Source organism: Crocosphaera sp. Alani8, assembly GCF_038442745.1.
GTDB lineage: Bacteria > Cyanobacteriota > Cyanobacteriia > Cyanobacteriales > Microcystaceae > Crocosphaera.
In genome coordinates this window covers 1-23,752 of the sequence record NZ_JARVCN010000408.1, presented here as the reverse complement: position 1 = coordinate 23,752, position 23,752 = coordinate 1, and the positions used below count along the sequence as shown (strand labels likewise).

General features: G+C 40.5%; 16 protein-coding genes and 1 pseudogene. 8 read left to right on the top strand and 9 right to left on the bottom strand.

Annotated features, from left to right (window positions below):
- From P9B04_RS20165 to clpS, 3 genes are all read right to left on the bottom strand, one after another.
- A partial coding sequence (locus P9B04_RS20165) for a pentapeptide repeat-containing protein (protein ID WP_342056762.1) occupies positions 1-1,253 on the bottom strand: 1,253 nt, incomplete at its 3' end.
- 62 nt (positions 1,254-1,315) lie between these two features.
- Entirely contained in the window at positions 1,316-1,606 is a 291-nt protein-coding gene (locus tag P9B04_RS20160; protein WP_342056761.1) for a DUF2103 domain-containing protein, read from the bottom strand.
- 3 nt (positions 1,607-1,609) lie between these two features.
- Positions 1,610-1,903, bottom strand: coding sequence for an ATP-dependent Clp protease adapter ClpS (gene clpS, locus P9B04_RS20155; RefSeq protein ID WP_342056764.1), 294 nt, complete (start codon positions 1,901-1,903; stop codon positions 1,610-1,612).
- A 322-nt stretch (positions 1,904-2,225) separates the two neighbouring features.
- Here clpS and P9B04_RS20150 point away from each other — a divergent pair, with 322 nt between their 5' ends.
- Positions 2,226-4,451 carry a PBP1A family penicillin-binding protein gene (locus tag P9B04_RS20150; RefSeq protein ID WP_342056760.1) on the top strand — a complete coding sequence of 742 codons (2,226 nt, stop codon included), beginning with the start codon at positions 2,226-2,228 and terminating at the stop codon, positions 4,449-4,451.
- Here P9B04_RS20150 and P9B04_RS20145 read toward each other — a convergent pair.
- The 5 genes from P9B04_RS20145 to P9B04_RS20125 form a co-directional block, all read right to left on the bottom strand.
- Entirely contained in the window at positions 4,448-4,729 is a 282-nt protein-coding gene (locus tag P9B04_RS20145; RefSeq protein WP_342056759.1) for a DUF3288 family protein, read from the bottom strand. The genes P9B04_RS20150 and P9B04_RS20145 overlap by 4 nt on opposite strands.
- A 6-nt stretch (positions 4,730-4,735) precedes the next feature.
- Positions 4,736-5,824, bottom strand: coding sequence for a WD40 repeat domain-containing protein (locus tag P9B04_RS20140; protein WP_342056758.1), 1,089 nt, complete (start codon positions 5,822-5,824; stop codon positions 4,736-4,738).
- Between the two features lie 66 nt (positions 5,825-5,890).
- A complete protein-coding gene (locus tag P9B04_RS20135; RefSeq protein WP_342056757.1) occupies positions 5,891-6,178 on the bottom strand; it encodes a hypothetical protein in 288 nt (95 codons plus the stop codon).
- 227 nt (positions 6,179-6,405) lie between these two features.
- Positions 6,406-6,582 carry a hypothetical protein gene (locus P9B04_RS20130; RefSeq protein ID WP_287139950.1) on the bottom strand — a complete coding sequence of 59 codons (177 nt, stop codon included), beginning with the start codon at positions 6,580-6,582 and terminating at the stop codon, positions 6,406-6,408.
- A gap of 136 nt (positions 6,583-6,718) precedes the next feature.
- On the bottom strand, positions 6,719-7,447 hold the full coding sequence (locus tag P9B04_RS20125) for a Bax inhibitor-1/YccA family protein (RefSeq protein WP_342056756.1): 729 nt from the start codon (positions 7,445-7,447) through the stop codon (positions 6,719-6,721).
- A gap of 379 nt (positions 7,448-7,826) precedes the next feature.
- Between P9B04_RS20125 and P9B04_RS20120 the strand changes: the two genes are divergently transcribed.
- The gene (locus P9B04_RS20120; RefSeq protein WP_342056755.1) at positions 7,827-8,609 is read left to right on the top strand and encodes an RNA polymerase sigma factor SigF; all 783 of its coding nucleotides are present in this window, start codon (positions 7,827-7,829) and stop codon (positions 8,607-8,609) included.
- Between the two features lie 53 nt (positions 8,610-8,662).
- Here the strand turns inward: P9B04_RS20120 and hpsP are convergent, their stop codons facing one another.
- Complete coding sequence (gene hpsP / locus P9B04_RS20115; RefSeq protein ID WP_342056754.1) at positions 8,663-9,835, bottom strand: hormogonium polysaccharide biosynthesis glycosyltransferase HpsP; 1,173 nt, start codon at positions 9,833-9,835, stop codon at positions 8,663-8,665.
- Between the two features lie 101 nt (positions 9,836-9,936).
- On the opposite strand from hpsP, the pseudogene P9B04_RS20110 reads away from it, so the two are divergent.
- The 6 genes and pseudogenes from P9B04_RS20110 to P9B04_RS20085 form a co-directional block, all read left to right on the top strand.
- Positions 9,937-10,104 (top strand): annotated as a pseudogene (locus P9B04_RS20110) (pentapeptide repeat-containing protein); the annotation flags it as partial.
- Between the two features lie 165 nt (positions 10,105-10,269).
- Positions 10,270-13,446, top strand: a complete 3,177-nt coding sequence (locus tag P9B04_RS20105; protein ID WP_342056763.1) for a pentapeptide repeat-containing protein — start codon at positions 10,270-10,272, stop codon at positions 13,444-13,446.
- Positions 13,416-14,639: a helix-turn-helix domain-containing protein gene (locus P9B04_RS20100; protein ID WP_342056753.1), complete on the top strand. Its 1,224-nt coding sequence runs from the start codon at positions 13,416-13,418 to the stop codon at positions 14,637-14,639. The genes P9B04_RS20105 and P9B04_RS20100 overlap by 31 nt, the downstream gene beginning before the upstream one ends.
- 110 nt (positions 14,640-14,749) lie before the next feature.
- On the top strand, positions 14,750-15,472 hold the full coding sequence (gene pyrH / locus P9B04_RS20095; RefSeq protein WP_342056752.1) for a UMP kinase: 723 nt from the start codon (positions 14,750-14,752) through the stop codon (positions 15,470-15,472).
- Positions 15,462-16,007, top strand: coding sequence for a ribosome recycling factor (frr, locus tag P9B04_RS20090; RefSeq protein WP_446718024.1), 546 nt, complete (start codon positions 15,462-15,464; stop codon positions 16,005-16,007). The genes pyrH and frr overlap by 11 nt, the downstream gene beginning before the upstream one ends.
- Before the next feature lie 405 nt (positions 16,008-16,412).
- The gene (locus P9B04_RS20085) at positions 16,413-23,732 is read left to right on the top strand and encodes a choice-of-anchor I domain-containing protein (RefSeq protein WP_342056750.1); all 7,320 of its coding nucleotides are present in this window, start codon (positions 16,413-16,415) and stop codon (positions 23,730-23,732) included.
- Positions 23,733-23,752 lie beyond the last annotated feature (20 nt).

Below are 23,752 nucleotides of genomic sequence, written 5' to 3'. Positions count from 1 at the left end.
TTTGGCCTAAGTTTTCGCAGCGAGTGACCCCTGGCTTTTTGAGAAGATACTTTTTGCAGTAATTTTTGTTTTTTGTATTCTAATTGATTGGCATCATAAATTTGCTCTAAGTTACGAAAATTCTGAATTAAATTGCGAATAACTGTTTCATTTCTCTCTAGATCTTTGAGATACATAAATCTGCCTATTTTCCCCGTATTTCCTAAAACCTTAGCCCCATCTGAATCAAAAGCAAAACCTGCGATATTAATAGCTTTATTTTTTAAGAAGTCGGCATTACTAAAATCCATTATTCCTAATAATTTTATATCTTCTAATTTGAGTATGTCTCGAAAATAAGTATTGCGAAAAACTATGCTTTTCTCAAAAGTAGAATTGGATAAATTTATTAAGCTTCCAAAAATGCTATTAGAAAATAATATACGATCTCGGCAATTAATATTTATAAAGTTGCTAGTTTCTGACCAAAAAGTATAACTAAAATCAGCTACTTGATTAAAGTTAGATTCGCTAAAATTACTTTTTTCTTTAAATTGAGCATAATTAAAGTCAGAATTTTTTACAAATTGAACTTCATTGAATTTCACAGACTCCAAAAATAGGCTTTTCCTAAAGTTTGTATTTTCTTGAAAAACTGAGTTACTAAAATCAACTTTTCTACCTAAATAGCTGTCATGAAAATCTATGTCTTTTAAAAAATTACTATCTTTAGCTTCTATTTTTTGTAAAAATATGGTGTTTGTAAAATTGATTTTTCCCTTCAGTGTTACTTCATTAAGTTTTAGTGATCCACGAAATAAAATAACTGAATCTATATTTTCTCTTGGTTGAGTAGAAAATTTTTCGTTAGATTCGATAATTTTTCGTTCGTTGATAGTTAAATCTTGCGGCAAAGTTTCCTCAGATAATATTGTTAATATTCCTAAACGATTACTAAATAAGTCCCCCTTGATTAGAGAGTGACTAAAATCTAAACCTACTGTCTTATCACTAGAGTTTAGATAATGTTGGACTTGGCGGTAAAATTCATCTCTAAACTGATTATTCTCTTCTGTTAAATCTATCTCTAAAGAAGTTAGATTTAAGTTTAAAATACCATCTTGTAGTTGTGGAGACTTAATCCTTTCTTCTAGTAACTCAGAGGTTAAAACCACCTTTTCTGGATCAGCTAAAGCACCAAAAGAATGTAAAAAAGATAAGAATGTGATTAATAAGAAAATAATCACAACATAGGTATAACTTTTTAGACTCATAAGAAGGATAAAATAACACTAACTTATTCCATCACTTTCGCTCTTTATTTATTACTTAATAATTAACTTAAAACTTTCTCTATAGTAGATTCTAATTCGTTTTGGCTTAAATCTGTGACAATGAAAACCTCTTGTACAGTCTTTCCTTGTCGTGCAATCAATTTATAACCACCACGAATAGGAACAGAAACCCGAAGTTTTAGATGGGGACAATGACCTTTAGATCGACTAATAACCCCAGGAGTAACCGTAGTAATACCTGGATAAATAATTAGTTTTTCTAAGATAGGTATTAACCCATCTAGATGAGTAGAATGATTCCAAACTAACCTACCTTTATCCCCATGATTCATAATTTATGCTTCCTCTAGTGGGGCCATAGTTAACCCTTCACGGCGTAATTGTTGATGATATAATTCTGCTTGTTCTTGTGGTCCAGTCCAGACAGTAGCTAACCCTTGAAAGTGAACTTGCTCTGTGAGTTCCCAGGCGCGATCGCTACTCATTTCAGGAATATATTTCGTCAAGCAGTTAGCCACATGATCAAAGGTATTAAAATCATCATTAAGAACAATTACCTTGTAGTTAGGGTAATGTTTACGCTCAATAACCGTTGATCCTGTTGGCGCAGTCGATGTGGAAGTGGCCATCCCTTGAATGCCTACGGATAGTCTCTTACTCATGGATCTTAGTGAATAGAAAAGTTCTGAAAATAGTATAACTACAACTTATAATAACACATAATGTTCCACAGCTAATTCACAGGAATCTAGTAGTTAACTGTTCAATTTTTGGTTGTGGTAATTATTTTTCTGTTTTTCTTGCTAAGTTGATAGTCAAAAAAATTGTCTCAAAAATTTTAATATTAATAACCCCATACGATTCCTTCCATAAAGGAAACATTCAAAATAGAGATCATTGTCTCTATAATAAGTAAGCTAGAATACCCAAAAGCGATCGCCTTCTCTCAATATGAGTCAACAACAACCAGTGAGTCAACTCTTAACCCAAGCAGTGCAAAACTTGGTGAAGTCTAACCCGAAAACCCAGGTATTAAAAAAAGGGGCAAAAGTCCCTGAAATAAGAGTAAAAGAAAGCCCAAAAGATAAGGCAATAACCCACGCTTTAATTGGCGATCGCTATATTATTGGTCGTAGTTCCAAATATACAGACATCAAGGTACTCAACCCCATTGTTAGTCAAGTCCATTGCTCTTTGCATCGGGATCAAAACAACCCTCAAAACTTCTTGATCAGAGACGAAGACTCCACCAATGGTATTTACCTAGGAAAACGACGCATTAAACACTTATCCTTGCGTCATGGGGATACCCTAACCCTCGGACCACCAGAATTAACGGATGTCGCTACTTTCACCTACCATAACCCACCCCCAAAATGGTTGCAGTGGCTAAAATATAGCTTTTATGGCACAGGATCATTGATTACCCTACTGGTAGCCTGGTTGTTGTGGGAAACCAGTAAAATTACAGTGCATCCCCTACCCTCCGGCGTTAGCGGACCTGTGGTGGTTTACGCCAGAGATGGACAAACCCCCTTGAGTCCCCTCAACGACGATCCTCACCTGGAAATCGACCGTTTAAAGAACTTTTCTCCCTATTTGACCAAAGCAGTCATCGCCTCAGAAGACAGTCGCTTCTACTGGCATTTTGGGGTAGATCCCTACGGCATTTTAAGGGCCATGGTGGTCAATTTTCAAGACGACGGTATCAGTCAAGGGGCCAGTACCCTCACCCAACAACTGGCCCGTAGTTTATTTCCAGAAGTAGGACGAGAAAACACCGCACAGCGTAAAATTAGAGAAATTATTGTCGCCATCAAACTAGAAGCAGTTTACAGTAAAGACTTTCTCCTCAAAACCTATCTTAACCGAGTCTATCTGGGGATGGGTAACTACGGGTTTGAAGACGCAGCCCAATTTTACTTCGATAAATCAGCTACAGAAGTCAACATTGCAGAAGCAGCCACCCTAGTAGCGATGTTACCCGCTCCGAACCTGTATAACCCTGTACAGGATTATGATACCTCCGTACAGTTGAGAAATCGGGTTATTAACCGTATGGCATCCTTGAAGATGATCTCCCCCGAAGAAGCAACTCGGGCCAGGCGATCGCGGGTGGAAATCAGTCCTAAAGCTAGAAAAGCCCTAGCTAACAGTAAAGCACCCTATTTTTACGCCCACGTTTTCCAAGAATTACAGCAGTTATTAGGAGTAGAAATAGCCAAAGAAGGTAACTTTATCGTAGAAACAGGCTTAGATTTAAACAAACAGGCCTTAGCGGAAAAAAAGTTACAAGAAACTATCAAAAATCAAGGAGCAACCTACGGCTTTTCTAATGGAGCTATGGTAACTTTAGATACCCGTACCGGGGAAATATTAGCCCTTGTGGGAGGTGTGGACTACAAACAAAGTCAGTTTAACCGTGTTACCCAAGCCAAAAGACAACCGGGATCAACCTTTAAATTGTTTGCTTATGCAGCCGCCTTAGAAAGAGGTATTTCTCCTGGAAAGTCCTATAGTTGCGGTGGGATCAGATGGCAAGGCCAAGTCTATAAACCCTGTGAACGTAGTAATGGTGTCACCAATATGTATGACGGGTTAGCCCAGTCAGAAAATACCATCGCTTTGCAGGTAGCCAAAGAAGCAGGGTTAAACCCCGTGGTGGATGTAGCCCGACGGTTGGGGGTTAAGTCAGATTTAGAGGCTGTTCCAGGGCTAATTTTAGGGCAGAGCGAGGCAACTGTTTTAGAAATGACCGGGGCCTATGCTGCTGTAGCTAACAACGGTGTCTGGCACCGTCCCCACGCCATTCGTCGTATTTTAGACGGAGGGGACTGCATCGATAACAATGACTGGCGTAGTTGTCGAGAAATTTATAACTTTCAAAAGGATAACAGTGGTCAACAACAGGCCATCTCCCCCCGAGTTGCCCAAACCATGACCAGTATGTTACGAGGGGTAGTCAGTAACGGCACTGGTGGGGCTGCTAATTTGGGTTTAGGAGAAGCAGGAAAAACCGGCACCACCGATCGCGCGGTTGACCTCTGGTTTATTGGCTATATTCCCAGTAGATACGTGGCCACAGGTATCTGGTTAGGCAATGACGATAATTCTCCCACTGACGGTAGTAGCGGACAAGCCGCATTGCTTTGGGGAAAGTATCACCGTCTTGACTAATTCCAATCTTGTACATCTTCCCCAGAAGACTTTTTATAAACCTTCCCTTTTTCATGGAGTTGACGGGTTTTTTCAAATAATTCCCCCTCCGTTAATTGCCATTGTTCTAAAATCAAATCTAAATCTTGGCTCAATTGCCTAGCTCCGGGAAAATTGATATAACGGATACGAAGTCTGGCTAATTCAGCCAAATTATGGTCACTGGGATCAGCAACCAATAACTCATTAACAATAAGACGATCGCGGTGTTCTTGGGGATGCTTTTGATCTTGAGCCATACCTTATTAATTACGCCGTAACGTTAAAGATTCATAAAATCCAGGAGAAATCTCCCAGAGGTTAACCGCCCGATCAAACCCACCAGAGGCTAAATATTTTCCATCGGGACTAAAAGCCACCACAGTAACCCGATCTGTGTGATTGGTAAAATGACGCAATAATCGACCGGTTTCGGTATTCCATAATCTCACCCCATCATTACTAGCACTAGCCAAAACTTTACCGTTAGGACTCAGCGCAATAGATGTAATCCTTCCCCTATTGCCAGTCCAGGTGTCCAATAAATCCCCCGTAGCCAAGTCCCACACCTTAATAGTGCTGTCATGACTCGCCGTTATCAAACGTTTTTGATCCAGAGTAATAACTAAACCAGAAATAGGTTCAGAATGTGCGCTAAATTCCGAGACAGTGGTTCTATCCCTTAAATTCCAAAATCTGACAATTCCTTGATTATCCCCACTGGCCACCAAAAAACCATTGGGATGCATAGCCAAAGCATAAGCTGGCGTGCCAAAATCTTCCAGTTGATAGAGTAAACGAGGTGGTTCCAAAGTCCAAACTCGAATACCATCCAACGCACCGGTGACCACTAGCTGACTATCCGGGGTAACCACTAAGTCTAAAACATGGCTATAGTGATCAAAAAAAGTAACTTTATTTTTTCTTTGGGGCCAAGCCCTGAAATGAATATCTGCATCTTCCCCACTACTAATTAAAGTTCTACCATTAGGGGAAATTGCCAGGGTTAGAATTGCGGAACTTTGGGTTCTTAGGGTATCGGTTTCGTGGCCACTGTGAATAGACCAAAATTTTAAAAATGGTTCATTGGTTCCCCCACCACTAATTACTGTTTTTCCATCTGGACTAAAGGCCAGAGATCTAATGGGGGTGGTGTGACCAGTTAAACGGTGTTTGAAGCTTATCCCCGAATTAACCCCTGGAATGGGAATTTTCTGCTCCGATAAGGCCTCTCGTTGTTGGCGAATCAACTGACCATAGCTAGGAAATACCAACCCCTGACCTAAAAGAGTCAGAGTTATTAGAATTGAGCCTAACAGCACGTTTCCTCGTTTCCGTCTTTCCTGATACGTCATCGTAGAATGGGGGATAATTGACCCTAATTTTTTACGACTATTGTATCTACTTTGCTATTTTTTTGCTTAACGACGAGTTTTCTCGTGGGTCAATAAAGGTAAAGGTCGATTAGAAGAACTTGGTGGAAGATAGCGTCTTGGTTTATCCTGTGTTGCGATCGGCTGATCCTTTTGGGTTTGCCACCAGCGCAAAATAATAGAAAGGGAAACAATAAACAGTCCGAAGGAAAATAAAGACCACCGTTGGCCTACGCCTCCCATCACCGCGTCCACTGCTCCCACTACGAGAATAAAACTAGAAATGGGTTCCTTGCGGTAAAGAGTTCTGAGAACACGAGGCAATAAAATGTTCATGGTGATTGGAGCTATTAGGATATTTACTCTAATTTCAGCTTATCTTACTTGCCATAAAACAGACTGTATAAATTACGGAAATTAGATTATTTATACGATATCTCACTTAGTGTAAGTTTCGGTATTTATTGAATCTTTATCAAAAAAGTAAAGAATTAACACATAAGGGTGGGAACATGGGGCTTATTTTGTGATCCGTTTTTTAATGCCCCAGTCCCCTGATTTGTTTACTGTAAACCTAACCAGGATAATAAACCTTGTCCTGTCAAATATTCGATGGCTAATACTAATAAAAAGCCAACCATAGCAGCACGACCGTTTAACCGTTCTGCGTAATCGTTAAAACCAAATTTAGGATCTTCGAGTTTTGGGGTTTCGGTGGGTTGGGTAGATGGTTCACTCATAGATTTTTTCTGTAATTATTTTGTTTACATTTGTTTACCTTACCAATTTAGCGCAAAGGGGAGAAATCCTTAACTAATTTCCTCCCCTCTTCTTCGCTTTAGTTGGTCAAGTTAGTGTGACCACTTATATTGCCTTCTAGTCTCGGCTATTAATAGCGATAAGAAGACGCAGAATGAAGATAAACAGATTAATGTAGGTGAGATACATTGAAAGGGCAGCCGGAATATACTGCTCGTCTTTATAAGTACGAGGCAGGATGTAAAAATCCACTACCGCAGCCCCAACGAATAGCAAAACGCCTAATGCAGAAATAGCGATTTCTAGCCAGCTAGGGGTATAAATACCGAAAAGACTGAAGATTAACTCACCAAAAACTACTACTAATAAGGCAACCATCCCTAAACCCATAGTTTTGGTCAAAGCCATACCATCTTGATCCGATAGATTAGACCCCACACTACGGGCAAAAACGAAGGTAATGCCACAGCCTAAAGCGGCGATCTCAATTCCTTGTCCACCTACTCCTTGGGTTCTCAAGGCTAGATAAACTAAGCCACTGAGGGTATAACCGGACAAAAGGCTATACAAAGCTAATAAGGGTAAAGCAACGCTGTTGTTGCCTTGTTCTGCAATATTACGGGCAACAAAAAACAGAATAAAGTTTAAAGCGATCGCTACAAAGAAAGTAGGAAAAAATAGATTAGGGAAAGACTCAATCACCCCTAACCCTCCGTAGGTTCCCACTGCAGTTAGCACTAACCCACCCCCAACAAAGGGCAAAGCGTTAGCGATAACATTAGGTCCAATAAGATTTTGACCTTGGGCCTCGCGAATAGCATCACGAAAGTTACTGGTATTACTCATAGATTCTCTCTCTATTGCTACAACAGACAACCTAAACAACTACTTATGTTTTATAGCTGAAAATTCACAGCATTGGCTAGTAAAGAATACCGAATACGGAAATTGATCAAAATTAACAGTTGGTAAAGTACATGGGAGTCAATCTGCGTATTTGTGCAGATTAATCTTAGAGAAGTGTCAAAGATTTCCGTGTAATACCGATAGTAGGGAATTTCTCTGAGAACGAAAATAAGGACATATAGACAAGATTCCTTAGTAGGATTTTTAACCTATCAACAGTAATTAGCCAAAGCTTGGCCCAAGCTGCTCTGTTAGGAACGTTTACTTAACCCAATTTCATTATTATTTTTTCCCTTTTAAAATTTTTGGACGTACAATCATGACACATTATAACCAAGGAACTAAGAAGAAATATATAGATAGCATGGAGCTTTTAAGTGCTTATGCCCGTAATCCTTCTTTAAAGTTACGCAATCAACTGGTAGAGTGTAATTTAGGCTTAGTGCGTCAAGTTGCCCATCGCATTAGTCGCCAATGTTCAGAACCCTACGAAGATTTAGAACAGATTGGTTACATAGGTTTGATTCGTGCTATCGAACGTTTTGATCCTCAACAGGGTTGTGCCTTTAGTTCTTTTGCCATTCCCTATATTCGCGGAGAAATGCTCCATTATCTTCGGGATAAAGGTAGTGTGATGAGAATTCCCAGAAGATGGCAAGAACTGCACAACAAAGGTAAAAAAGTTCGTAAACAATTGACAGCAACTCTCGAACGTTCTCCTCTAGATTGGGAAGTCGCTGATGCTCTCCAAGTTCCCCTAGAAGAGTGGAACGAATGCCAACTAGCACTGCAAAACCGTCTCTTGGTGAGTTTAGATGCAACCATTAACCAAAGTGTAGATTGTTCTCTCAGTTTTGGAGATACTTTGCCAGATCAACACTATCAAGCTAAACAAAAGTTAGAAGAAGATCGTTTACAATTACAACGGGCTTTGAGTCAACTAGAAGACAAAACTAAGGCTGCCATAGAATGTGTCTTTCTGCACGAACTTCCTCGCAAAGAGGCAGCTAAACAAATTGGGATTAGTCCCATGACAGTGACACGCCATCTAAAAAAAGGGATTCAACAATTAGGCTCGTTATTAGAACCCCAAGTGGCTTAGGATATGGTTAAAGCTATTTTAAGTAGATGAGAAAGATCCTAGTTAGGACTTTCTTATCTACTGAGGTTAGTGTAAGCATGGATCACCTGTTGTGCGATCGCAGACCAACTATATTTATCTTTCACTAATTGATAAGCTTTTTTTCCTTTTTCTGCTCTCATTTCAGGGGATATTATAGCTGTTTCTAGAGCTTCTGTTAAAGCAGAAACTTCTAAGGTTGTTACCCAACCAGCATCATACTCTTTAACATCAGGATAAATATAAACCCCTTCAGAAATCACAACAGGAGTCCCCACAGCCATTGCTTCTGCTACTGCAATACCAAAATTTTCGTAGTAAGAAGGCAAAACAAAAAGGTCTGCATCTTGTAGTAAACCTAGTTTTAAATCTCCTTTGACAAACCCTGTAATAGTTGTGTATTTACCTAAAGAAGAATCATCAATTTTTTGTTTTATACTCTCTTCATATACAGGATCTTGAGGATTAGAACCAGCTAAAACTAAATGAAATTTAATTCCTTTTTCAATCAATTTTTCTGTTGCTTCGATTAAAAAATTTAAACCCTTTTTAGGATCAATGCGAGACATAAATAATAGTAAAGGAATATCATTAGCAATCCCTAAACTATTTCTAGTTGCTCCTTTTTGGGGCAAACTATCAGGAATATTAACCCCCAAAGGAATAACTAAATCTTGTGTACTTACACCATAACGATAGGAAATATTAGCTTCTTCTTTTGTTGTAAAATGTATAGCACCAGAACCATTAATATTAGGGCGTTCTAGAAGGTTGCCATAAATTTGCTTCAAACGTCGTTTTTTCTTGAGATCGGCAGGATCGAGGGTTCCTAATGGTCGTAGAATGTACGGTAATTTCTGATACCTAGCAACGGTTGCTGCGGCTGTGGTTACAGGGGAAAATAAGGCGTGACAATGAGCAATATCGTAATTTTTCCCGTGTTTATTCAACCATTGCAACAGAGGAAAAGAAAACTTATAACGACGAAACGGAGAACAAGGAAAATAGATAATTTTGTAACCTTCTTGTTCAATAGGAACCCCTAAAGGAACATCTAGAGGTGCTTGTCCTGTGTCTCCATTAGAATTAGTGGTTAAGATAGTAACATCGATCCCTGCCTTAGCTAAAGCAGCAGAAAGACCCAAAACCATTTGAGACGGACCACCATAAATTAAAGATATGGATGGGACAATTTGTAGAACTTTCATAAATGATACGCTGATGATGCACCGATTTTATCATTTATCTCCATATCTATTAATGTTTCTATGATTGACTATATCTTTCTAATTTACTAAAACATTTAATTATGAAAGCTTACCAAATAATCCAATTATACCAAGCGGGAGAGCGCAACTTTCAAAGCTTAAACTTGCGGGGCGCAAATTTGAAGGGACAAGACTTATCAGGAGCAGATTTTAGTTATTGTGATATTCGAGGCACAAATTTTAACCGAGCTAACCTAACAAATACAAAATTTATTGGTGTCAAAGCAGGATTAAAGACGATATGGTTCCTTATTTTTTTTGTATACACTTTACTATTAATGTTTGTATCTGGTAGTTTTTCTGGATTGATAGGCTTCTTAATTTCTCTTCTATTTAATCCCAACTTCGAGCATCAAATAGCATCATGGTCTAGCTTGATTTTTTTAATATTTTTTAGTGTAATTACTTATCGAAAAAGTTTCGGTACGGGAATTATTAGTGGAGCATTCATATTAACTTTAATTTTAGCTATATCTTTGTCTAAAATTAAATATTTCCCCTTGGGTATTGCTCTAGTAGAAACCGAATGGATTGGTTCATCTATCATTCTAATAATAATAGCAGTAGGAACTTTATCTATTGCTTTGAGTATGGCTAGAGCTATAGATATGATAGGTGTCTTTGCTCTAGTTTTATTATCAATTGTCTTCTTTGGTGGAGTAAGTTTTATTGCTGTCGCCTCACCTTCATCATTACCTATAGTTGGAATTGTAGTTATCGGTTTATTTGCTTTAGGATACTTTGTAAATAAGAGGAGTTTTAGACATGAAACGATAGATTCTTGGTTACGTCAATTTGCTATTGATTTTCTCTATTTTGGTGAAACTTCTTTTTATAAAGCGAATCTGACTGATGCAGATTTTACAGACGCAATACTTAAAAATACCAATTTTAATCGAGCTATTTTAATTCGTACTTGTTTTAAAGATACAGTCAAATTAAATATTGCTAAAGTCGGAAAAACAATTTTAGCTGATCCCACTATTAGAAATTTATTAATTAATCCTAGTAATGGTGATTCTATTAATTTATTCAAAGCTAATTTAAGAGGGGCTAATCTTAATGAAGCTAATTTACAATATGCTAATTTAAAGCAAGCAGATTTAAGTCAAGCTAGTTTACAATATGCCAATTTAGGCGATGCTAACTTAACTGAAGTCAATGCAGTTGAAACCGATTTTAGTAATGCCTATTTAACAGGTGTTTGTTTAGAAAACTGGAATATTAATTCCACAACTCGCTTAGATCATATTGATTGTCAGTATATCTATCTTTTAAATAATCAAAAAGAACGTCGTCCCAGTAGTGGAGAATTTAAACCAGAAGAATTTACCAAATTATTTGAAGAAGTTTTTGATACTGTTGATTTAATTTTTAGTAATGGCATTGACTGGAAAGCATTTATAGAAACCATGAAAACGGTGCAAGTACAAAATGAAGACATACCTTTAGAAGTTTCAAGTATTGAAAATAAAGGAGATGGTATTTTTGTAGTTAAAGTCAAACTTCCTCCCGATAAGGATAAAGAAAAAATACATCAATATTTTCAGGAAATTTATCAGCATAAATTAGAAGCAGTTGAAGCTAAATATAAAGCAATGCTAAAGGCAAGAAATGCTGAAATTAATATTTATCGTCAGCAAAGTATTGACATCATGGAACTAGTTAAAATTATGGCTAATAGACCAATATCACTTGAAGCAAAAGCAATTACAAATTCTTCTCCCATTAACATTCGTGATATTAGTAATGATAATGCTGTTATTCAACAAGCTAATGAAAATACCATCAAAATAGGTAAAGAAATAATAAAAGAGAAGATGTTGAATTATGAGTATATTCAGAGATTTCTTGAACAAGCAGGAGCAATAAATAAGGGTGATTCATTAATAGAAGTAACTGATATCACAGGAAAATTATCATCTTATACTCCCTTTTATGTGATGTTTCTAGAAACTCCTAAAGAGTCAGATATAAGTGATTTCAAAAAAGTTAGTGAAAATCTAAAAAATAATCAATCAGAAAAAATCGCCATACTAGCCTATGAAAACCTACAAGATACTATATGTAAAATGGAAATAGCAAAGTTAAGATTACAGTCTAATTTTATTGTTATTCCTATTCCTCTAGCGTCTATTAAAGAAGCTTTAATTAAATCTACTTCACCAGGATTATTAGCCGAATATGTAGAACGTTATTTACAAGGGGCCGATTTTTTAAAAGATCGTAATGCTATTGGTGATACCCTTTGTTTTTATGGTCGTCATCACTTTTTAAATGCTCTTGAACAAGACCTTTCCCGATGTCAAGGAATTGCTCTTTTAGGCATCCGAAAATCGGGTAAAACATCTGTTTTGCTTCAATTAAAGCTTTCGATGCAAAAGCATCCTATTATTCATATTGATCTCCAACCTTACGGGGGATATTCTTATGGGGTTAAACTATTTAATGAAATATTAAAACAACTTCAGGACTTACTAAATAAATCGTCGCCTGATAATAATTTCGTTGTGGAATTATTTGATGTAAATTCCCTTGCAAAAGAGATAACAGACCAGTTTATTGAAAAGTTTTGTAAATTAGCCCAAATGTTAGAAGAAAATAACTATAATATTCCTGTTGTTTGTTTCTTAGATGAAATTGATAGAATATTTCCTACCGAAAGCGATCCTGTAGAAAAAGTAGAAGAATTTAATGCTTTCTTTGGTGCATTACGTCAGTTAAGCCAAACCCAAAAGAAACTTTCATTGTTAGTTGCTGATGTACATCCTGACTTTAATCGTGTGAACATCTGGACTCAGTGGAATGTTCCTACAAATCCTGTTTTTCAGTTTTTTAAAGAGATTCATATTCAACCTTTTGCCTTACAAGAAACCAAAACTATGTTAACTGAAATTGGTAAATTTATGGGTGTTGAATTTGAGCCAGAAATTTTAGATATAATTCATCAAGAAAGTGGTGGTCATCCTTTTATTGCGCGACAAATTGCTAGTATGATCTATCACAAAGCGGAAAAACAAGAGAAAGAAGAGAATAACTTATTAAAACTTATTACTAATTCATCGTCTGAACCCTACCTGAAACGAATTTTAAAGTATTCCGATAGTTTAAAAATTTATTTTCAACAAAATATCTGGGATGATTTAAACAAACGAGATTTCACCACAGCTATGGCCATTTTACGTTTGTTGGCTTGCAATAATACTTTAACTGAACCGATAATAGAAGAGGCTTTACTAACTCGACTTAATGGGCAGTGGAGAACATCCCAATTTTGTATATTAGCCTTTTTAAGAGGTGCTGAAAGACTTGCTATCTGTTTACTTGAGGGTATGGTTTTACAAAAATGGGACGCTCCTGAACAATATTTTACAAGCGATTGTGAGTCAGCTTTGCTATGGTTAGAGAATGCAGGATTGATTAAACAAAATCAATCTGAGCAGGAAATAAGCCATAGTCTACAAGTTGAATTAATGTCAAGTTGGTTAAAAAGGCAAATGAAAAAAGATGAGAGAAAAAAATGGTCTATCCCTTCGAGAACTTTAGAGTAGGTATTAGTGATCCCCGTTTTTTCTTCGGACGTGAAGATGTTATTTCAGAAGTAATTAATTCTCCTTTTCAAGTCCGAGTGTTGATGGGAGGCAGACGATTAGGAAAAACCAGTGTTCTTAATGCTATTCGCTGGCGTTTATTAGAACTTGATGATCAAGTAGGAGTACGCGCTTTACCTGTCCTTTTCAATCTACAACAAGAGCGGCCTACCAGTCTTGATAATTTTCGTTATCTGCTTATCCAACGTTTAAAAGAAACGATTCAAAATCCTCAACAAGAAGAAGGTTTTGATTTAGCTAAAATTTATCGACGCTTTCTCCGAAATAGACCGGATATTGCGGTCAATTTTGGGGTATTGAAAGCAAATATGCCTAATCCTGGGAAGGATCAATCTTTAGATCATGAATACTTTTCACAGGGTTTAAGTAATATTATTAAAAATCTACAAAATAATCATGATTGTCGGGGAGTTTGCTTTTTATTCGATGGTGCTGAGTATCTAGTTAAGCAAACTTGGGCTAATGATGCTTGTAGTTATTTACGTTCTCTTAAAGATACTACTAACCTAGCGATTAAACCCTTTTTAGGATTATTTCTTTCAGGTTATAGAGATTTAAAAGATTATCATCAAGCTGTAAGTTCACCCCTGTTTAATATTGCAGATATTCAATGGCTTGGTGTATTATCTGCCTCAGACACAGAGAAATTAATTAGATATCGTTGTCAACCTTATAAGGAACAGTTGACAGATGACGATATTAATAAGATTATAAATTTAGTATTAGAGTGGGGAGGATGTCATCCTTACTTAAGCAATCAAATGTTAAATATTATTCTTGATAGTAAAGAAAAAGAAAAAGCAATTTCTGATGAATATTTAACTCGTAGTTTAATTAAACAGCATCGTAAAAGAGAATTTACTGCTTGGTGGGATGAAGATGTACATTCTTATGGTTTTGGGGAATTAGAACAAAAGGTTTATCGAGCTTTACTTGAAGAAAATCAAGCAACCGCAGAAATATTAGTAGAAAATATTAACTTAAGTTTGAATGATATTGAAGACGCTCTAACCGTTTTGGCTGGAACAGGTGTTATCCACCAGTTAGATTATGAAACTTATAAAATTGGGTCAAAGTTATTTTCTCAATGGGTTATAGATGAAAAATGTAATTCTCAATGCCAAGAAGCTTAATATTGATGAGCAAATATTGACTTTCTGAACAGAATTTGACAAAAAGGACAAGATAGATGATGCTTATTACCCAGATAGAATAGGCTCAATTAAACAGTTACGGCAGAGGGATGACTTACCAGCGCGTATTACTCAAACTTAGCGGTGAAGCCCTAATGGGAAACCTGGGCTATGGCATTGACCCCAAAGTCGTGGCCGACATTGCTCAAGAAATCAAAGATGTCACTGATCATGGCATTCAACTAGCGGTTGTTGTAGGGGGAGGCAACATCTTTAGAGGTGTGAAAGCAGCCTCAGCAGGCATGGATCGGGCAACCGCAGACTATGTGGGTATGATTGCCACCGTTATGAATGCCATGACGTTGCAAGATGCCCTGGAACAAATAGGGGTTCCCACCAGGGTGTTAACGGCGATCGCCATGCAGGAAGTGGCTGAACCCTATATCCGTCGTCGTGCCATCCGTCATCTAGAAAAGGGACGGGTTATCGTTTTTGGGGCGGGTTCAGGAAATCCTTTTTTTACCACGGATACCACAGCCGCTCTCAGGGCAGCAGAAATCGACGCAGAGGTAGTTTTTAAGGCGACTAAGGTGGATGGAGTCTACGACTGCGATCCCCACCTCAATCCTGAAGCTCGTCGCTATGAAAGCTTAACCTATAGCCATGTGTTGACACACGATTTACGGGTGATGGATGGGACGGCCATTGCCCTTTGTAAAGAAAATGATATCCCGATCATTGTCTTTAATCTCTCTGTCCCAGGCAATGTTATTCGAGCTATCAAAGGCGAAAAAGTTGGAACCATTGTAGGAGGTTTCTGTGATGTTAGATGACCTTAAAGAAAATATGAAAAAGTCCGTTGAGTCTACTCAGCGATCGTTTAATACCATTCGTACGGGGCGAGCGAATCCTGCTATCTTGGATAGGGTGACAGTGGATTATTATGGCACGGAAACCCCTTTAAATCAATTAGCCAATATCAACACCCCAGAGGCTACCATGATTATGATTCAGCCCTATGATAAGGGGAGTATGGGACAAATTGAAAAGGCTATCCAGATGTCCGATGTGGGATTAACCCCTAATAACGATGGCCAGGTGATTCGCCTCAATATCCCTCCTTTAACAGAGGAAAGACGCAAAGATTTGGTTAAATTAGCCAGTAAAATGGCAGAAGAAGGTAAGGTGGCTATTAGAAATATCCGCCGTGATGCCATCGATGATGTACGTAAGCAAGAAAAAAATAGCGACATTTCTGAAGATGAATCTCGCGGTCTCCAAGACGATATTCAAAGGATAACCGATCAATTTACTAAAAAAATTGATGAGATATTAGCAACCAAAGAAAAGGATATTATGACAGTTTAGTTAGGAACATTATTAACCTGTTCCCTATCAACATTACAATAGTAATTAACCCCATAGGATCAATGCACCTATGGGTTATTTAATCGGGTTCATATTTTTTATAGTTACCTGAGTTCCATATCTATTAAAGAAGGAGTCAAAATACAGGATTCAGGAGTCAGGGGTTCCTTTTCTCTCCTGACTCCTTGCCCCGAAAGAGAGATAAAAAGCGATCGCCAAAAACGACTAATAAAGCTTATTGAAATTTTAAACAAAAGGTTATCAAATCTTAGATTATTCTTTACCTTATCTTTATTTAAAGTTGGGAAAATAACAGTCATTAATGACTAAAGTGGGACATCCCTGGCCATAGCAAAAATGTACCCCATAGTCTTGATTAAAAACAAATATTGACAACAAACATTTATGACAATTGAGCTTGAATTTTTAGGACGTTTCTCCACAGGAGTTTTTGACGAAGGAGCAGCAGAAATTACTGCTTACGATTCGACAACACAAAGACTCTTTGTAGTAAATGCTGATGCAGGAATTATCGATGTTTTAGATATCAGTAATCCCAATAATCCTGTTATTGCCACAACAAATGGAGGAGATGAGATAAGAATTGATTTGTCAGATGCAACCCTTCCCCAAGGTTTTACCGTCGGAGGGATTAACAGTGTTGCAGTGAGCAATGGAGTGATTGCGATCGCAGTGGAAGCAGACGGTACCGCAGACAACGGTTTAGCTGTGTTTTACACCGTAGGAACCACTGATACTGCTCCAGGTTTCCTCAGTGCGGTAGAAGTGGGTGTGTTACCCGACATGGTAACCTTTACCCCTGATGGAAGCAAAGTATTAACCGCCAACGAAGGGGAACCGAGTGACGATTACAGCGTTGATCCAGAAGGTTCCGTAAGTATCATCGATATCTCTGGTGGTGTAGGAACCATAACCCAAGCCAACGTTACCACAGCCGGTTTTACCCAGTTTAACGACCAAATAGAGAGCCTTCGGGGTCAAGGGGTTCGTATTTTTGGACCAGGGGCAACCGTAGCAGAGGATCTCGAACCAGAGTACATTGTCGTTTCTTCCGATTCTGAGACAGCTTATGTTAGCTTACAGGAAAACAACGCCCTTGCGGTTGTGGATCTCACCAGCAACGAAATAACGGAGATTGTTCCTTTAGGTTTTAAAGACCAAAGTTTAGGCCCCACCCTAACAACATCCTTTTTTGAAACAGAAGAATTACCCGTTATTGGCACAAGTCAAGCTCAAGGAGATATTCGCTTAAGCGGTTTCTCCGGTTTGTACTTTGAAGGAATTAACCCTGAGAACGGGAACTTACAATTTATCACCCATCCCGATTTAGGACCGAGCCAAACCGGCAACGCAGACATAGATGGAGATGGGACAGAAGAGCGTGTTCGCACCTATCTCTTACCAGACTTGCAACCCCGTTTTGTTCGCTTTGAGTATAACCCCAACGATGGGGATCTCAGTTTCATTGAGGAAGTGCTGCTCACCGATCAAAGTGGCAACCCTCTTAGCGGACGGCCTAACCTGGAAAGTGACGACACAGGACGAATTCCCATCGACGAACAGGGAAATATCTTAGCATTTGACCCTTTGGGTGCTGATCTAGAAGGGATCGTACGCGCTCCAGATGGCACCTATTGGCTTAACGACGAGTATCGCCCCGCTATTTACCATTTTCAGACCGATGGCACCCTAATAGAACGTTATGTTCCCCAAGGTTTACCTCCAGAAGTAGGAAACGGCGTATTTCCCGAAGTTTATAACCAACGTCGGGCTAATCGAGGTTTTGAAGCTATTGCCTATCAAGATGGCAAGGTTTACGCCTTTATTCAAACCCCTATTAATAACCCCGTATCTCAAGAAACCTCCACCATCCGCATATTAGAATTTGACCCTGCCACCGAAACCGTGACAGGGGAATATCTGTACATTCAAGACGATATGGGTGGTGGTAGCGACAAGATTGGAGATGCAGCCGCCCTCAACCAAATTGGGGAATTTTTAGTGATTGAGCGGGATTCCGGTTTTGGTCCAGATTCCGTGAAAAACATCTATCGCATCGATTTAGCCAACGCCACCAACGTTTTAGACATCACCCTAGAAGAAGGGGAAACATTAGAAGGATTATCCCCTGAAGAATTAGACGCGAGAGGTATCGAAGTTGTTACCAAAGAACTCTACGCAGACTTAGCAGAGTTGGGTTACACCTTCACCGACAAACCAGAAGGGTTAGCAGTGGTGGATGCTGACACCGTAGCTGTAATCAACGATAACGACTTTGGGGAAACAGGAGTCCCCATTGGCTTAGGGTTGCTTAATCTCAGTAACGGACTTGATCCTAGCGACAGAGACGATGCTATTGATATTCGACCGGTACCCGTGTTGGGGATGTATCAACCGGATGCGATCGCCTTATTTAACACCCTTGGGGAAGATTTAATCATCACCGCTAACGAAGGGGATGCCAGAGATTACGATACCTTTAGCGAAGAAGCAAGGGTGGATGACTTGGTACTCGATCCAGTTGCTTTCCCCAACTTCCGAGAATTACAACAAGAAACTAACCTGGGACGCTTAGAAGTTACCACCGTTAACGGTATCAGTTCAGCGGATGTCTTTATTGCCAATCTGTCCGGGGATCAAACCGATGCTATAGGAGACGCTGTTTTACGCTTAAATGAGGCAGGAACCGCCCTCACCTACAACATTAAGTTAGAAGGGATCGACGTTGGGGCCTTCTTTGGTACACCTCAAACCGAGGATACAGGGGATGACTTACAGGGTTTAGACTTCAATAATGCAGACAGTGGACAAAATGGCCCCATTGTCTTCGGTATCCTCAACGGAACTCAAGAAGATGACCTAGAAGTTAGCTACAACGCCGATGGTTCCGTTACCTTAGTGGGAGCGTGGGAAGTTAGCGACAACGCTAACCAACCTTTAAGCGACTTTGTGGATGCCCTACGGAATGCAGAAGACGGTGCCGAAGTTCCCCTATATCTCAACGTTCAAACGGAGGAATTTCCTGCCGGTGAAATTCGGGGACAACTAACCGAAACTACCGCCTACAGCGAAATTTACGCCTATGGAGGTCGTTCTTTCTCCATTTGGGATACTAGCGGTAATCTCCTCTTTGACAGTGGCACCCAACTGGAAGCTATCACCGCCGAAGCTTTCCCCGAGTTCTTCAACTCCGACAACGACGAGAACACCTTTGAAACCCGTAGCGATGCCAAAGGACCCGAACCCGAAGGAGTCGCGGTAGGAGAAATCAACGGTACACCCTACGGTTTCATTGGTTTAGAGCGTGTTGGGGGAATTGTAGTTTACGATCTCACCAATCCCTTTAAACCAGAATTTATCCAATACATCAATGAACGGGATTTCACCGTTGCCACTCAGTTAGGAGACGATTCTACCAACCCTGCTGTGGGAGATTTAGGCCCAGAAGGCCTTGTGTTTATTGCAGCCGAGGACAGTCCCACCGGTCAACCTTTACTTGCAGTGGGTAATGAAGTCAGTGGCACAACCTCCATCTTTGGCATCAATATTGACGCAGAACCCCTCCCAGATGAGGCACCTATCTACGATATCCAGGGTGAAGGGCATATTTCCCCGTTCCTCGGTGCAACTGTTAATACTTCTGGTATTGTTACGGCAGTAGATTCCAACGGTTTCTATGTCCAAGATCCCACTGGAGATGGTAACGATGCAACCTCCGATGCTTTGTTTGTTTTCACAGGTGGTGATCCTGGGGTTATTGTAGGAGATGTGCTTTCACTGACAGGAGAAGTTAGTGAGTTTACCCCAGGTGGTTTAGATACAGGGAACCTGTCCATTACCCAGATGGCTTTTCCTGATATCGTTGGTCTTGATGTTGTTCTTCCACTCCCTGATCCCGTCATTCTCGGTTCTGATGGACGTTTACCCCCCACAGAAATCATCGACAACGACAATTTTGCTTTCTTTGACCCCGATGAAGATGGCATCGACTTCTACGAAAGTTTAGAAGGGATGTTAGTAACCATTCCCGAAGCAACAGTAGTGGGACCCACTAATCGTTTTGGGGAAGTTTTAGTTATTCCTGAAGGTTTAGAGGCCACTGGATTAAGTGAAAATGGTACTCTTAATATCTCTCCCGATGACTTTAACCCGGAACGCATTCAAATCGCTGATGATTCCACACTAAGTCCCTTTGATACCCCTGATGTGGGTGTTGGGGATATTGTGCGGGATGTGACTGGGGTTTATAGCTACAGTTTCGGTAGTCCTGAAATTCTCTTTACCGAAGAGTTGACGGTTGAAAGGCTTATTCGTGACACGGCCATTCCTTCTACTGGAGTAGTTGGTACAGATACCCGTTTAACTGTTGCTGCTTACAACGTCCTCAACTTAGATCCTAACGACAACGATGGGGACACAGATGTGGCCGATGGTCGCTTTGCTGCGATCGCCTCCCAAATCGTTGAAAACCTACTAAATCCCGATATTATTGCCCTACAAGAAATTCAGGACAATAGTGGTTCAGCAGATGATGGTGTAATTGCGGCGGATCAAACCTTACAATTGCTCATCGATGAGATTGCGGCCATTAGCAATGTTACCTACGAATTCTTGGATAATCCTTTTATTGGGGATGACACCAACGGTGGACAACCAGTGGGCAACATCCGCAACGCTTTCTTATACAACCCCGAACGAGTTAGCTTTGTCGAAGATTCTCTAGATACAGTAGTCGATCCGGTTGACCAACAAAGCAACCCTGCTAACCCCTTCTTTGATAGTCGCCTACCCTTAGTTGCTGACTTTACCTTCAATGGGGAAGAAATTACCGTCATCAATAATCACTTTTCCTCCAAAGGGGGAAGTTCTCCTCTATTTGGTGCTAAGCAACCAGCCACTCAGCGTCAAAATGACCCGGCGGTTAACGGTAGCTTGGATGAGCGTATTAACCAGGCAAATGCTGTGAGCTCCTACGTTGAGGGTATTCTGGCTGCCGAACCTGATGCCAAGATTATTGCAGCCGGTGACTTCAACGAGTTTGAATTTATTGAACCCTTAGAAATCCTTGAATCTAACTTAGTTAACCTCACCAACACCTTACCTGAGAATGAACGTTACACTTTTATTTTTGAAGGTAATTCTCAATCTTTGGATCACATTTTAGTCACTCCTAACTTGGTCGAAACCGCCCAGTTTGAAATCCTCAATACAAACTCAGAGTTTCCTGCTTCTGAGCAGGCGAGCGACCACGATCCCTTGATTGTTGGGATACAACCTGTTGAGGTTGAACCCCAGTTCACCCTAGAACTGCTCCACGCAGGAGATCAAGAAGGATCATCCCAAGCAGTAAACGACGCTCCTAACTTCTCTGCGGTACTAAACGCCCTCAGAGCAGAAGACATAGGTAACGATGGTCTAGAAGACAACACCTTGGTACTTTCTTCCGGTGATGCCTTTATTCCAGGTGTCTTTTTTGATGCCTCAGAAGCGGTTTACGGTTCAGGGGGAATAGCTGATATCCAAATTCAAAACGAGTTGGGATTTGATGCCATAGCCCTTGGTAACCACGAGTTTGACCTGGGGACAGGGGTATTAGCCGGCTTAATCGATGGCTCTGCACCTGGAGAAATCCTCGGCGCAGATTTTACTGGAACTAACTTCCCCTACCTCTCTACTAACCTGGACTTCTCCACCGATGAAAACTTAGCCGGTTTGGAGGTTCCTGGTGGCCAAGCTCCCCAACCCAACAGCATTACATCTTCCACAGTTATTGATGTCAATGGGGAAAATATCGGTGTTATTGGTGCCACAACCCCCACCCTTGGCATTATCGCTTTTCCTGGGAATGTGGGCATTTCACCCAGTCCTTTTGGCTCTAACCCCACAGAAGCAGAACTAGATGCTCTAGCCAGCGAAATTCAGCTAGAGGTGGATAGCTTGTTGGCAGATAACCCAGACATGAATAAGGTGATTCTGTTGGCTCATATGCAGCGAATTGCCATCGAGGAAGCCTTAGCAGAACGTCTGGAGAACGTGGATATCATCGTTGCTGGTGGTTCTAACACCCGTCTCTTTGATGAAAACGATCGCCCCAGAGATGATGATTCTATCCAAGGAGAATATCCTAATTTCATCACCAACGCCGGTGGCACCACAACCGCACTGGTTAACACCGATGGTAGCTATAAATATGTCGGTCGTCTAGTTATTGACTTTGATGAGGATGGTAACATCATCCCCGAAAGCTACGATCCTGAAGTTTCTGGAGCTTATGCAACGGACGATCAAGGAGTAGCGGATCTCAACGCGGCTGAATTGGTTGATCCAGAAATTCAACAAATCGCCGATGCGATCGCAGGGCAAATCATCGAAACAGAATCCAACGTCTTTGGTATTTCTGAGGTATTCCTCAACGGGAACCGTTCTGGTGGCCCCCTCGACGGTGTTCGTACCCAAGAAACCAACCTAGGCAACCTAACTGCTGATGCTAACCTAGTTGAAGCTCAGGAAATTGACCCAACGGTGGTAGCATCCCTTAAAAACGGTGGTGGTATTCGCGCCTCCATTGGTTCAACTGTTGTTCCTCCTGGTGGAACCGAAGCAGTACGAATTCCTAACGAAGCTATCGTAGTGGATGGTGAGGTGGTTAAGCCGGAAGGAGGTATTAGTCAAAACGACATCCAAACAACCTTAGCGTTTAACAATGGTTTGACCCTACTTACCCTCACTAAGCAGGAACTGGTAGCTGTTCTAGAACACGGTATCAGCGTGCTTCCCGAGGTATCTGGTCGCTATGGTCAAATTTCTGGCATTAAGTTTTCCTTTGATCCAGACTTACCTACAGGCGATCGCATCCAAAATGCGGCTATCGTTGACGAAAACGACGAAATTGTGGCTGAATTGGTAGTGGATGGGGAATTTGCTGGCGACGCAACCCAAGAATTCCGCATTGTCACCCTCGATTTCTTGGCTACCCCACGTTTTGACGAAAATGGCAACTATACCGGTGGCGGCGATGGCTATCCTTTCCCCAATACCAACACTGATCCCGAAGTCGGCCAAGTTGCTGATCCTGATGTGATTGCACGGGTTAACCTTGTCCAACTGGAGCAAGAAGGGGTTACCACTGGTGACGCTACCTTTGCTGATGATGGTACGGAACAGGATGCTTTAGCAGAGTACCTGTTTGATAACTTCTTAGAAACCCCATTTTCCCAAGAAGATACCACAGAGGAATTGGATCAGCGTATCCAGAACCTCAATTTACGTGAGGATGATATTTTCCCCGATGTTGACTCTGTTTTTGAGCCTGTATTTGGTTCATTGGATGGGGACACCTTTGACGTGGATGGCCGCGACCAACTGGTGTTTGCTGGTGCCATGAACGACCTCATCGATACTACTGAGAGCGATGGTGGCAACCGCGTTTATGGACAGTCAGGGGATGATCAATTGATTTTGGGAAGTAGAGGCGATCGGGCTTTAGGGGGTTCCGGAGACGATCAATTATTCCTTCTCGGTGGAGATAACACCGTTACTGGTGGTGCCGGTGCCGATCAATTCTGGATCGCCAATGCAGAGATTCCCGAGTCTGCTAACACTATTACGGACTTTGAGTTAGGTGTTGATGTCTTGGGTGTTGCTGGTTTGGGTATCGGGTTTGAGGATTTAATACCAAATCCGCTCTTGTTATACCCTTTATAAGCTAGAATAGGCAGATGTCT

What these genes read in the sequence shown, in the direction of transcription:
- P9B04_RS20160 (WP_342056761.1), bottom strand. Translation starts at nt 1,606, where the DNA reads ATGAATCATGGGGATAAAGGTAGGTTAGTTTGGAATCATTCTACTCAT.
- clpS (WP_342056764.1), bottom strand. Translation starts at nt 1,903, where the DNA reads ATGGCCACTTCCACATCGACTGCGCCAACAGGATCAACGGTTATTGAG.
- P9B04_RS20145 (WP_342056759.1), bottom strand. Translation starts at nt 4,729, where the DNA reads ATGGCTCAAGATCAAAAGCATCCCCAAGAACACCGCGATCGTCTTATT.
- P9B04_RS20100 (WP_342056753.1), top strand. Translation starts at nt 13,416, where the DNA reads ATGGTCTATCCCTTCGAGAACTTTAGAGTAGGTATTAGTGATCCCCGT.
- P9B04_RS20140 (WP_342056758.1), bottom strand. Translation starts at nt 5,824, where the DNA reads ATGACGTATCAGGAAAGACGGAAACGAGGAAACGTGCTGTTAGGCTCA.
- P9B04_RS20085 (WP_342056750.1), top strand. Translation starts at nt 16,413, where the DNA reads ATGACAATTGAGCTTGAATTTTTAGGACGTTTCTCCACAGGAGTTTTT.
- pyrH (WP_342056752.1), top strand. Translation starts at nt 14,750, where the DNA reads ATGACTTACCAGCGCGTATTACTCAAACTTAGCGGTGAAGCCCTAATG.
- P9B04_RS20150 (WP_342056760.1), top strand. Translation starts at nt 2,226, where the DNA reads ATGAGTCAACAACAACCAGTGAGTCAACTCTTAACCCAAGCAGTGCAA.
- hpsP (WP_342056754.1), bottom strand. Translation starts at nt 9,835, where the DNA reads ATGAAAGTTCTACAAATTGTCCCATCCATATCTTTAATTTATGGTGGT.
- P9B04_RS20135 (WP_342056757.1), bottom strand. Translation starts at nt 6,178, where the DNA reads ATGAACATTTTATTGCCTCGTGTTCTCAGAACTCTTTACCGCAAGGAA.
- P9B04_RS20125 (WP_342056756.1), bottom strand. Translation starts at nt 7,447, where the DNA reads ATGAGTAATACCAGTAACTTTCGTGATGCTATTCGCGAGGCCCAAGGT.
- frr (WP_446718024.1), top strand. Translation starts at nt 15,462, where the DNA reads ATGTTAGATGACCTTAAAGAAAATATGAAAAAGTCCGTTGAGTCTACT.
- P9B04_RS20130 (WP_287139950.1), bottom strand. Translation starts at nt 6,582, where the DNA reads ATGAGTGAACCATCTACCCAACCCACCGAAACCCCAAAACTCGAAGAT.
- P9B04_RS20120 (WP_342056755.1), top strand. Translation starts at nt 7,827, where the DNA reads ATGACACATTATAACCAAGGAACTAAGAAGAAATATATAGATAGCATG.